Here is an 11,563-nt window from a genome sequence, read left to right on the forward strand (position 1 = left end):
TTCCAGCGGGCCCTCCGGGCGCTTCGTTCTTTCGTGTTCCGAGCTTATCAGATGTTTTCCGGCCGTTTTACCGGCCTTCATTTCCCTGAATTTCCGCTCGGGGGACTTCCTTCGACTTCGTAGTGAAGCTTATCAAAGCTTCGGAGTGCTCAGTCACAAGGGGTTTTCGCTTTGCCGGCCAACATCCGAGTGGATGCGATGCCCAGGCTTGGCGGTGTCGTAGACACTACGCCCGGCCCCGACTGTTGTCCAGTCGGACCCAACCGTTCAAACCTACTAGCCGACCAGGGCCACGTCAATGGATCTGGAGGGATGATCATGACCCTACCAGCTCTGCGGGTCAGGCTGCGACGGGCTGGAGGTCGGGGCGGTCCGACTCCTCGATGTCGCCGAACTCCCCACGGGAGGCGGTGCGACGGCCCAGAACCAGGGCGTAGAGGAGGAACAGGACCTCGGCCACCACGCCGATCGTGATCCGAGCCCAGGTCGGTAGGCCGGACGGGGTGACGAACGCTTCCAGGATGCCGGAGACGAACAGGACCACCGTCAGGCCCAGCGCCATGCCGATGGTGGCCCGGCCCTCCTCGGCGAGGGCGGTGCGGCGGGTGCGCGGGCCGGGGCTGATGATCGTCCAGCCGAGGCGCAGGCCCATTCCGGCCGCGACGAAGACGGCGGTGAGTTCCAGCAGGCCGTGCGGGATGAGCAGGCCGAGGAAGAGATCGAGCCGGCCGGCCGCCGCCATCAGGCCGATGCCGACGCCCAGGTTCGCGATGTTCCCCAGCAGGACCGGGATCACCGGGATGCCGAGCATCACGCCGTAGACCAGGCACTGGGCCGCGATCCAGGCGTTGTTGGTCCACACCTGGGCGGCGAAGGCGCTCGCCGGGTGCTCCGAGTAGTAGGACTCGGCCTCGCCACCGGGCTTGGTCAGCTCGTTGAAGGCCTCCGGGCCCGCGATGCTGTCGCGGACCTCGGGGTGGGTGGCCACCCACCAGGCGATCACCACGGTGAGGGCCAGCGAGAGCAGCGCGATCGGGATCCACCAGTACCGGGCCCGGTACAGCGCGGACGGGAAGCTGACCGCGAAGAAGCGGCCGACATCGCGCCAGGAGGAGTTCCGGGCGCCGGTGACGGCGCCGCGGCCGCGGGCGACCAGCGAGGTGAGCCGGCCCTCCAGAACGGGATCGGGCACGGTCGCCTGGACCTGGGCGAGGTGGCTGGTGGCGCGCTGGTAGAGCGCGATCAGCTCGTCGGCCTCCTCCCCGCTGAGGCGGCGCCGCTTGGCGAGGGTCTCCAGACGCTGCCACTCCGCCTGGTGAGTGGCGACGAAGACGTCCAGATCCATGCGGCTCGCTCCAGTGCTGCGGGGTGACGGCGGGTGCGGGCCGTGGTGAGTGGCGCCCGGGTGCGCCTAGGGCCTGTCCGGCGGATCTTGTCGGATCAGCGCGCGGCGTCGGGCGCCCGTCCGGGCGTGCGCCCGAATCGGCCTCGTACTGGACGTACTTGGGCGATTCGGGCGTGCGTCCGGTCGGGATGATCCGTCGTCGCGCGCCCGGCAAGATCCGCCGGACAGGCCCTAGCTTGCCAGAGGCCGCCGGGCCGTCGGCAGGTGATCCCCGAACCGGCCGCACCGACAGCAGGCGCACCGACAGCGGCCGCGCCGACGGCCAACCGTCCCGAGGCGGGACCAGTCTTCCCGTCACCGGAGCGTCCCCGTACTGTTTGGCGCTGATGCAGCACGGGGGGCTGGGGGCCGTCCGGTTGCCACGAACGGAGCGGGTGGGTGTTGTGAGCGACCTGGTGACAGGTGAGGCGGTCGTCCTGGGGCTGCGGGCCGCGAAGCTGCCCAGCCGGGCGCTGGCCCGTCTGATCGACACCGTGGCCCAGGTGATCGGGTGGATCGTCACGGCGATGGTGGCCATCGCGGTGGCGGGCAACGCCGACGAGGCCGCGATTGCGGCGATCATGCTCTCGATCCTGGTGTTCTTCCTGGTGGTCCTGCCGGTGCTGGTGGAGACGCTGTCCAAGGGGCGTTCGCTCGGCAAGCTGGCGCTCGGGCTCCGGGTGGTGCGCACCGACGGCGGCCCGGTGCGGTTCCGGCACGCGCTGGTGCGCGGGCTGGTCGGGGTCGTCGAGTTCTCGATGGCCGGTGCCCCCGCGGTGATCAGCTCCCTGATCTCCCCCGAGGGCAGGCGGCTGGGCGACATCTTCGCCGGGACGCTGGTGGTCCGCGAGCGGGTGCCCGCGGCCGCGCTGAGCCACGGCGCGCTGCCGCCGGTGCCGCCGCAGGTGCTGCACGCGCTGGGGGCCGATCTGGTCGCGATGGACCTCTCCGCCGTACCCGAGCCGCTCTGGCTGGCGATCCGCCAGTACCTCGGCCGGATCGGCCAGCTCGACCCCGCGGTGGCCCACGGGATGGCGCAGCGGCTGTCGGCCGACCTGGCCGGGCACACCGGCCGTCCCGTGCCGTACGGGGTGATGCCGGCGATGTACCTGGGTGCGGTGCTGACCGAGCGGCAGCGCCGGGAGTGGGAGCGGGCGACCGCCGCGGCCCCGCGCTGGGGTGCGGCGCCCGGTCAGCCGTACCACCGGCCGGCACAGCCGCAGCAGGTCGCAGCGGTCCCGCAGGCTCCACAGCCCCACCCGCAGCCTCAGCCCCAGCCCCAGCACGAACCGCAGCCCCGGCCGGGCGAGGCCACGGCGGGCGGGTTCGCGCCGCCGGCCTGACGGTGGCTCAGCCGCCGTACTCCGCCGGCCACCGGTTGGGCGGGGACTCCAGTTCCTCCAGCTCGATGCCGGGTGCCGCCAGCACCACGTCGCCGGCCAGGTGGACCAGGTGCTGTTCGCCGGTGGCCAGGTCGGCGACCTGGTAGCGCTCGACCTCCAGCGGTCCGCTGTCGGTCGGGTGGGACTCGACGGCTTCGAGCTGCCAGCCCTGGTCGACGGTGCGCGGGGCGAGGACCGGGTCGGTGAAGGCGACCAGGCGGATCCGAGCGCTGCCGCCGGGGCGCAACCGCAGCAGCCGGGCGGTGGCGACCAGGAACGCCGGTGAGCTGCCGCTGAAGGCGTGCGCCCGGTCGTGTCCTTCGGCGGCCTGCCCGCCGGCCGGGTCGGCCGCGTCGGTGCGGACCCAGGCGACGCCGTCCACCGCGCCGCCGCGCACCTGCCAGCCGCCGGCCCGCAGTTCCAGGCGCATCAGCCGGCTGCGGGAGTCGAGGGTGAGGTCGGTGGTGGCCAGGGTGGCACCGTCGGGGCCGTACGTCTTGGAGACGTAGCGCCAGCCGGCCGGGCCGGGGGCGCAGCTGAACCGTTCCTCGCCCAGCAGGACGTGGTCGTGGGTGTCGGTGAGCGAGTAGCGGCCGTTGGGCATGGCCCGAAGCCTACGCGGGCGGCGCCGAGCGGTGTCCGGGCGCTGCGGCACCCGGACGTGCCGGTGGCCGGCACCCCGCGTGGGGGTGCCGGCCACCGGTCGGGCGCGGATCAGTAGCGGATCAGTAGCGGTACTGGTCCGCCTTGTACGGGCCCTCGACCGGGACGCCGATGTAGTCGGCCTGCTCCTTGGTCAGGGTGGTGAGCTTGACGCCCAGCGCGTCCAGGTGGAGGCGGGCGACCTTCTCGTCCAGGTGCTTGGGGAGCACGTAGACGCCGATCGGGTACTGGGCGGTCTTGGTGAACAGCTCGATCTGCGCGATGGTCTGGTTCGCGAAGGAGTTGGACATCACGAACGACGGGTGGCCGGTCGCGTTGCCCAGGTTCAGCAGGCGGCCCTCGGAGAGGACGATGATGGTGCGGCCGTCCTCCTTGCGCCACTCGTGGACCTGCGGCTTGACCTCGGTCTTCACCACGCCGGGGAGCTGGGCGAGGCCGGCCATGTCGATCTCGTTGTCGAAGTGGCCGATGTTGCCGACGATGGCCTGGTGCTTCATCCGGGCCATGTGGGAGGCCATGATGATGTCCTTGTTGCCGGTCGTGGTGATGAAGATGTCGGCGGTCTCGACGACGTCCTCGAGCGTGGCGACCTGGTAGCCGTCCATGGCGGCCTGCAGCGCGCAGATCGGGTCGATCTCGGTGACGATGACCCGGGCGCCCTGGCCGCGCAGCGACTCGGCGCAGCCCTTGCCCACGTCGCCGTAGCCGGCGACGACGGCGACCTTGCCGCCGATCAGGACGTCGGTGGCGCGGTTGATGCCGTCGATCAGGGAGTGGCGGCAGCCGTACTTGTTGTCGAACTTCGACTTGGTGACCGAGTCGTTGACGTTGATGGCCGGGAACAGCAGCTTGCCGTCGCGGTGCATCTCGTACAGGCGGTGGACGCCGGTGGTGGTCTCCTCGGTCACGCCCTTGATGGTGGCGGCGATCTCGGTCCACTTGCTGGGCGACTCGGTGAGGGTGCGGTTGAGCACCTCCAGGATGAGGCGGTACTCCTCGTTGTCCGCGGTGGACGGGGCGGGGGCCTCGCCCGCCTTCTCGAACTCGACGCCCTTGTGGATCAGGAGGGTGGCGTCACCGCCGTCGTCCAGGATCATGTTCGGGGTCTGGCCGTCGGGCCAGGTGAGCGCCTGCTCGGTGCACCACCAGTACTCCTCCAGGGTCTCGCCCTTCCAGGCGAAGACCGGGACGCCGGCCGGGTTCTCCGGGGTGCCCTCGGGGCCGACCGCGATGGCGGCGGCGGCGTGGTCCTGGGTGGAGAAGATGTTGCAGGAGCACCAGCGGACCTCGGCGCCGAGCGCGGTCAGCGTCTCGATCAGCACGGCGGTCTGCACGGTCATGTGCAGCGAGCCGGTGATGCGGGCGCCGGCCAGCGGCTGGGAGGCCGCGTACTCCTTGCGGATCGACATCAGGCCGGGCATCTCGTGCTCGGCGAGCTGGATCTCCTTGCGGCCGAACGGGGCCAGGGAGAGGTCGGCGACCTTGAAGTCACCGGTGGGGTTCGACGACATGCGTGGGGCTCCTCGCTGCGGTGGGCCTGGTAACGGGTGTGCTGAGCTGCAGAGCGGCCGCGGTCGGGCCCTCTGCTGCGGCACAATCCGTCGGAGGACCTCTCTCCCTCGACCCACGCACCGCGCGGACCGACCGCCATCAGCAGCGACGTTTGGCTCTGCGGACGAATCTACACCGACCGGGCCGTGCGCCGGGGCGTACACACCAGGTTCGGGTCAGTGCGCGGCCGGGCCGGGGCCGCCCGGGGTGGCCTCCGGGTCGGGGCCCGCGGCGGCCTTCTCGGCGCTGTAGATGTCCGGCTCCAGGTAGATCGCCCGGGCGATCGGGACGGCCCGGCGGACCCGCGCCTCGGCCAGGTCGATCGCCTCGGCGATCTGGGCGGCGCTGTCCTCCGCGTTGACCCCGATCTTGGCGGCGACCAGCAGCTCCTCCGGGCCGACGTGCAGGGTGCGCATGTGGATGACGTCGGTGACCGAGTCGTGGTCGACCAGGGCGTCCCGGATCTGGCCCACCACCTCCTGGTTGGCGGACTCGCCGACCAGGAGGGACTTGGTCTCGACGGCCAGCACCACCGCGATCACGACCAGCAGGATGCCGATCGCCAGGGTGCCGATGCCGTCCCAGACGCCGTCGCCGGTGATGACGGTGAGACCGACGCCGAGCAGCGCCAGCACCAGGCCGATCAGGGCGCCGGTGTCCTCCAGCAGCACGACCGGCAGCTCCGGGGCCTTGGCCCGGCGGATGTACGCGGTCCAGCCGTGGCGGCCCTTGTCCTTGACGGCCTCCCGGTAGGCGGTCAGGAACGACCAGCCCTCCATCAGGATGGCGAAGACCAGCACCCCGACCGGCCAGTACCAGCTGTCCAGCTCGTGCGGATGGCTGATCTTCTCGTAGCCCTCGAAGCAGGCGAACAGCCCGCCGACGCTGAACAGCACCACGGCGACCAGGAAGGCGTAGACGTAGCGCTCGCGGCCGTAGCCGAAGGGGTGCTGGGCGTCGGCCTCGCGGGCCGCCCGCTTGCCGCCGATCAGCAGCAGGACCTGGTTGCCGGAGTCGGCCACCGAGTGGACGCCCTCCGCCAGCATCGAGGACGAGCCGGAGAACGCGAAGGCCACGAACTTGGCGGCCGCGATTGCCAGGTTGGCGGACAGCGCCGCGACCAGTGCCTTGGTGCCGCCTTCGGTGCTCATGGTGTGCTCGGGTCCCTCCGACTGGGCCGGAACGGTCCGGCCGTGGATTGTCGAGCGCACATTATCGCGGGGGCGGTGGGCGGCCCGGCTACCGGCCGCCATCCGGTCGGCCCTGGCCGGCCAGGCCGAGGTAGACGGCGGCGAAGTCGGTCAGGCCGACCAGCTCGGCGAGCGCCTGCAGCGGGTCCTCAAGGCTGGAGGAGTACTCGGTCAGCCGGACCTCGTGGGCGTCGGCGAGCCGGCGGGCCCGGCTCACGCTGTGCCCGGCCTCGGCCAGTTCCTCGACGCCCGGGGTGCGGCGCAGCAGGACCAGCTGGAGCTGGAGCGCCTCGGGCTCCTCGACCCGGTCGCGGAAGAAGTCGTCCGGATCCGCGCCGGCGCCGAGGCGGCCGACGAACATGCCGCGGTGCGCGGTGAGCGCCCGCGGCAGCAGACCGGTCAGCGCGGGCAGTCCGGCCCGGTCGGCGAGCATCGCCGCGAACCGGTCGGCGGCGGCACCGGTCACCGGCCCGTCGGCCCACAGCAGCGGGACGGTGTCGGAGAGCTGGGCGGCCAGCGTCTTGGCCGGGTTGGTGTACGCCTGGGCGTCCGGGCGGCAGCGGACCGCGACCTCGTCCAGCCGGTCGGCGGCGGCGGCCAGCGAGCCGGCCGGCAGCTGGGTCACGCCGGTCTTCTCGGCCAGGGCGAGCAGCGGGGCGAGGAACGCCCACAGGGCGCCGGGGTCCTCGGCGGGCAGGTCCGGCTCGTCGGTCTGCGGCTGGTCGCCGTCGTCGACCGTGCTCGGCGGGTACGGCAGCGGCAGGCCGCGGACCTGCAGGGCGGCCTCGGCCAGCGGGCTGCTCTCCGGGGCGATCACCGCGATGGCGCAGCCGCGTACGTACGCCTGCTCGGCGAGCGAGACCAGGCCGCCCTCGATGCCCTGGACGGAGGCCAGCACCACCAGGTCGAGCGGGCCGATCCAGCCGGGCAGCTGCCAGCCCAGTCCGGCGGTGAACACCGGGCCGGCCGCCCGGGCCTCGGCCGGGGGCAGCGGGAGCACCTGGCAGTTGGGCACCGCCAGGGCGGCGAGGGCCGCGGCGGCGGTCAGGGCGCTGCCGCTGCCGGCGACCACGGTGGTCCGGGGCCGGCCCTCGGGGTTGAGGGCGGCCAGGCCGGCCGCGTCGGCGAGCCGCCGGGCGATCCGGATCCGGGCGCCGGCCCCGGCCAGGGCGAGCAGGGCGTGCTGCCGGTCGGCGCGCAGCAGGGCGGCCGGGTCGTCGAGCAGGGAGTCGTCGAGCATGCGGCTGGCCTCCAGCGGGTGACCGGGCGGGGTGTCAGGAGGGGCGGCGGGCCTCGTCCAGGAGCAGCACGGGGATGCCGTCGCGGACCGGGTAGACCAGGCCGCAGCTGTCGCCGGTGCAGCGCAGCTCGTGCTCCTCGCCCTGGACGCTCTCGGCGAGCGGGGCGTGGCACTGCGGGCAGACCAGGATCTCCAGCAGGGAGGACGGCAGGCTCATGGTGTGGGGCTCCAGCTTCGTGCAGAGGGGGGCGGGTACGGCGGCGCCCCGACCGGTAGCAACACTACCGGCCGGGGCATCGGCGGGGTCGGCGCCTCGGCGATCCGGCCGCTGCTCGGCGGGCCGGTGCCGGGGCGGCGGGGTCAGGCCCGGACCAGGGCCAGCACGGCGTCGCGCAGCTCGGCCATCCTGGCGGGGTCCTTGGCCTCGACGTTCAGGCGCAGCAGCGGCTCGGTGTTGGAGGCGCGCAGGTTGAACCACCAGTCGCCGCCGGCGATGGTGAGGCCGTCCAGCTCGTCGACTGTGACGCCCGGCTGGTCGCCGTAGGCGGCGCGGACGGCCGCGGTGCGGGCCTGCTGGTCGGCGACGGTGGAGTTGATCTCGCCGGAGGCCGCGTAACGGTCGTAGCGGGCGGTCAGCTCCGAGAGGGTGCCGTCCTGGCCGCCGAGGGCGGCGAGCACGTGCAGGGCGGCCAGCATGCCGGTGTCGGCGCGCCAGAAGTCGCGGAAGTAGTAGTGCGCGGAGTGCTCGCCGCCGAAGATCGCGTCGGTGCGGGCCATCTCCTGCTTGATGAAGGAGTGGCCGACCCGGGTGCGGACCGGTACGGCGCCGAGCTCCTCGACCACCTCGGCGACGGTCCAGGACGTGATCAGGTTGTGGATCACGGTCGGCCGGTCCTCGCCGGCGGCCCGGGCCCGGGCGATCTCGCGGGCGGCGACCAGCGCGGTGATGGCGGACGGGGAGACCGGCTCGCCGCGCTCGTCGACCACGAAGCAGCGGTCGGCGTCGCCGTCGAAGGCCAGGCCGATGTCGGCGCCGGCCTTGACCACCTCGGCCTGCAGGTCGACCAGGTTCTTCGGGTCGAGCGGGTTGGCCTCGTGGTTGGGGAAGGTGCCGTCCAGCTCGAAGTACATCGGCACCAGGTCCAGCGGCAGGCCCTCGAAGACGGTCGGCACGGTGTGGCCGCCCATGCCGTTGCCGGCGTCGACGACGACCTTCAGCGGGCGGATCGCGGTCAGGTCGACCAGCGAGCGCAGGTGGTCGGCGTAGCCGGTCAGGGTGTCTTGGGCGGACAGGGTGCCGGTGGTGGCGTCGACGGCCGGGACGGTGACGGTGCCGTCCTCGTCCAGCCAGGACTCCACCAGTTCGCGGATCTCGTCCAGGCCGGTGTCCTGGCCGACCGGGGCGGCGCCCGCGCGGCAGAGCTTGATGCCGTTGTACTGGGCCGGGTTGTGGCTGGCGGTGAACATCGCGCCCGGGAGGTCGAGGCGGCCGCTGGCGTAGTAGAGCTGGTCGGTGGAGCACAGGCCGATCTCGACCACGTCCGCGCCGTAGCCGGCGGCGCCCTCGGCGAAGGCCCGGGTCAGGCCCGGCGAAGAGGGCCGCATGTCGTGGCCGACCACGATCGCGGAGGCACCCACCACCTGGACGAACGCCGCGCCGAACGCGCGGGCCAAAGCCTCGTCCCACTGGTCCGGAACCACACCCCGGACGTCGTAGGCCTTCACAAGCTGCTTGAGGTCCCGCACCTGACCGCTCCTGATGTGTATCCGCTCGGACGAAGGGCAGCGTACCCGCAGCTGGTGGGGCCCAGGTGACGGCGGCGGTGCCGGGGGCCCGGAGGGACGGCGTCCGGCGGGGCGGGGGCGGTCAGTTGTCGGGTGAGCGCAGCACCCGCAGGTGGCCGCGGCGCCCGGACTCGCCTGGCTCGCCCTCGCCGGGCCGGCCCGGCCGCAACCCTCGGTCGCGGTCGCCGGGGCGCTCCTGCGGGCGGGCCGCCTCGCGGACCGCGTTGGCCAGCGCCTCCAGGTCGTCACTGCTGCGGCGCAGCGGGTTGGTGTCGGCGGCGAGCCGGACCACCTCCCAGCCGCGCGGTGCGGTGAGCCGCTCGGCGTGCTCGGCGCACAGGTCGTAGCAGTGCGGTTCGGCGTAGGTGGCGAGCGGTCCGAGGACGGCCGTGGAGTCGGCGTAGACGTACGTCAGCGTGGCCACGGCCGGACGGCCGCACGCGGTCCGCGAACAACGACGTACAGAGCTCACGAGGGTGGACGGTACCGCACTCCCGAGCGGGCCGCGACGACCCTCCCCCGGTGGGCGCGGTGTGTCGCCGTCACGCGGGGTGTGCAAATGGTCCACGTCCGGTCGGGCAAGAGCTACGCTCGACGTTGATATGGACAGCTCCGCACCCCAGCCTCCGGCGTCCCCGGCCGGACCACCCAGCCGTGCCAGGCACCGTGATCGGCACGGCCGCGGCCTGCGCGGGCCGCTGGCGCCGCCGCAGGTGCCGATCTCGCTCACCCGCTCCGAGCTCTTCGACGACTACGTCCGCGAGTCGGTGGAGCGGCTGGAGCGGCGCTGGCCGCAGCTGGAGGAGGTCGAGTTCGCGGTCCTGGAGGTCCCGCTCCCCGCGGAGGGTGAGCGGGAGCCGGACAGCGTGCCGCTCGGGCGGGTGATTCCGGCCGCGCCGGGCCGCCGGAGCCGCATCGTGGTCTACCGGCGTCCGGTGGAGATCCGGATGAAGTCGCGCGAGGACCGGGCCGCGCTGGTGCACGAGATCCTGATCGAGCAGGTGGCCGAGCTGCTCGGGCAGTCCCCGGACGCGATCGACCCGCGCTACGGCGAGGACTGACCCGGGCCGGAGCCGACCCGGGCCGTGGCTGATCCGGGCCGGGGCCGACCGGCCGGTGTGCCGGTCCCCGGCCGGGGACCGGCACACCGGCCGCGGGTCAGCGCACCAGGACGCCGGGGTCGCCCTGGACGTACGGCAGCCGGACGGTGCTGCGGTCGTCCGCCAGGGTCTGGCTGGTGAACATCTGGATGTCCTTGGCCGGGACGGTGAGCATCCGGGCGGCCGTCACCGGGCCGCCGGACAGGGTCTCCAGGGTCAGGCCGAAGACACCGTTCAGGCCGGCCGGCTCGGGGATCTCGGCGGCCACCGTGGCACCGGCCGGGACGGTGACCTCCTTGGTCGCGGGGGTGCCGCCGGCGCTGCCCGCGGAGGCGGTGATCCGGACCTTGGCCTCCTCGCCGACCGCGGTCAGGATGAGCTGGGTCTGCCCGCCGCCGCGGTTGTCCGCGATGCTGGCGCGGGCGCCGACCGGACCGGCGCCGGCTAGCCAGGCGGCGTCCGACTTGCCGTTCTTGGCCCGGTCGATCCGCACCCCCGCGACGATCGGGGTGGGGTGGGCCGGGTCGCTCGGGGTGAGCCGGATCGCACCGACCTCGCCGCGGGTGACCTGCGGGAGGTCCACGGCCTCCACCATGCCCGCCTTGACGTGCAGGGTCTCGTGGTCGACCGGGGTGAACCAGCCGTTCTTGCCGGAGATCTGGACCTTCAGGTCGGCGTCGTCCTCGCCGGGCGCGGCGACCACCAGCCGGGTGGCGGTGGCGTCGGCCGGCAGCCCGGGGATGACCGCCTCGGCGGCCGGGGCCACCGAGGGCTGGAGCCAGTCGGCGCCCTTGCCGCCGTCGACGGCGTGCAGCCCCGCGCCGACCCGGCCGGTGCGCACCCGGACCTCCACCGCGAGGTCGTCCACGCCCGGGGCGAGCGAGCTGAGCCGCAGCGCCTCGGAGGTGCCGGGGGCGAGGGCGATGCCGTTGGCGGCGTCGTTGTCGATCGGGCCCTTGGGTCCGTAGAGCTTGAGGTCGACCACGGCCGGGCCGCTCTCGGCGTTGACCAGGCTGACGTAGTCGACCCGGCCGGCCGCGGTGCTGGCGCCGGAGAACCAGAAGCTGGTGCCCGAGGGGGTGCAGTTGACCCCGGACAGGCCGATCGCCTGCGGGTCGGTGACGGTGGTGGTCTGGGAGGCCGCGAAGCCCGGCGCGAACGCACCGGTGGCGACCGCGACGGCGCCGGGCGCCAGGTCGCCGTTGGCGGCCGGGCCGGCCGCCGGGATCCCCGGCTTGGCCAGCGGCAGCCGGGCGGCGGCGCCGGCG

Annotated in this window: 11 protein-coding genes; 2 read left to right on the plus strand and 9 right to left on the minus strand. The window is 73.4% G+C overall.

Features of this window, described 5'->3' with window-relative positions; translation table 11 throughout:
• Positions 1-340 precede the first annotated feature (340 nt).
• Positions 341-1,345 (minus strand): stage II sporulation protein M, encoded by a 1,005-nt coding sequence (locus tag AA75_RS37750; RefSeq protein ID WP_033824953.1) that lies wholly within the window; start codon positions 1,343-1,345, stop codon positions 341-343.
• Between the two features lie 443 nt (positions 1,346-1,788).
• On the opposite strand from AA75_RS37750, the gene AA75_RS37755 reads away from it, so the two are divergent.
• Positions 1,789-2,727, plus strand: a complete 939-nt coding sequence (locus tag AA75_RS37755; RefSeq protein ID WP_033824954.1) for an RDD family protein — start codon at positions 1,789-1,791, stop codon at positions 2,725-2,727.
• A gap of 7 nt (positions 2,728-2,734) precedes the next feature.
• On the opposite strand, the gene AA75_RS37760 is transcribed toward AA75_RS37755, so the two are convergent.
• The 7 genes from AA75_RS37760 to AA75_RS37790 all read right to left on the minus strand — a co-directional run bounded on the left by AA75_RS37760 (position 2,735) and on the right by AA75_RS37790 (position 9,754).
• Positions 2,735-3,370 carry a hypothetical protein gene (locus AA75_RS37760; protein ID WP_033824955.1) on the minus strand — a complete coding sequence of 212 codons (636 nt, stop codon included), beginning with the start codon at positions 3,368-3,370 and terminating at the stop codon, positions 2,735-2,737.
• A gap of 121 nt (positions 3,371-3,491) precedes the next feature.
• A complete protein-coding gene (ahcY, locus tag AA75_RS37765; protein ID WP_033824956.1) occupies positions 3,492-4,940 on the minus strand; it encodes an adenosylhomocysteinase in 1,449 nt (482 codons plus the stop codon).
• A gap of 216 nt (positions 4,941-5,156) precedes the next feature.
• Complete coding sequence (locus AA75_RS37770; RefSeq protein WP_033824957.1) at positions 5,157-6,131, minus strand: cation diffusion facilitator family transporter; 975 nt, start codon at positions 6,129-6,131, stop codon at positions 5,157-5,159.
• A gap of 88 nt (positions 6,132-6,219) precedes the next feature.
• Positions 6,220-7,410, minus strand: coding sequence for an SIS domain-containing protein (locus AA75_RS37775; RefSeq protein ID WP_033824958.1), 1,191 nt, complete (start codon positions 7,408-7,410; stop codon positions 6,220-6,222).
• Positions 7,411-7,444: 34 nt separating this feature from the next.
• Entirely contained in the window at positions 7,445-7,627 is a 183-nt protein-coding gene (locus AA75_RS37780) for a Trm112 family protein (RefSeq protein ID WP_033824959.1), read from the minus strand.
• Positions 7,628-7,770: 143 nt separating this feature from the next.
• Positions 7,771-9,156: a phosphomannomutase/phosphoglucomutase gene (locus tag AA75_RS37785; protein WP_033824960.1), complete on the minus strand. Its 1,386-nt coding sequence runs from the start codon at positions 9,154-9,156 to the stop codon at positions 7,771-7,773.
• A gap of 121 nt (positions 9,157-9,277) precedes the next feature.
• A complete protein-coding gene (locus AA75_RS37790) occupies positions 9,278-9,754 on the minus strand; it encodes a DUF3499 domain-containing protein (RefSeq protein WP_082527134.1) in 477 nt (158 codons plus the stop codon).
• Between the two features lie 43 nt (positions 9,755-9,797).
• Here AA75_RS37790 and AA75_RS37795 point away from each other — a divergent pair, with 43 nt between their 5' ends.
• A complete protein-coding gene (locus AA75_RS37795) occupies positions 9,798-10,256 on the plus strand; it encodes a metallopeptidase family protein (RefSeq protein ID WP_055731262.1) in 459 nt (152 codons plus the stop codon).
• A gap of 97 nt (positions 10,257-10,353) precedes the next feature.
• Here AA75_RS37795 and AA75_RS50300 read toward each other — a convergent pair.
• The coding region (locus AA75_RS50300) for a DUF5719 family protein (protein WP_033824962.1) at positions 10,354-11,563 on the minus strand (1,210 nt) is incomplete at its 5' end.

Origin of the sequence: Kitasatospora sp. MBT63 (assembly GCF_000710465.2) — a bacterium.
Taxonomy (GTDB): domain Bacteria; phylum Actinomycetota; class Actinomycetes; order Streptomycetales; family Streptomycetaceae; genus Kitasatospora.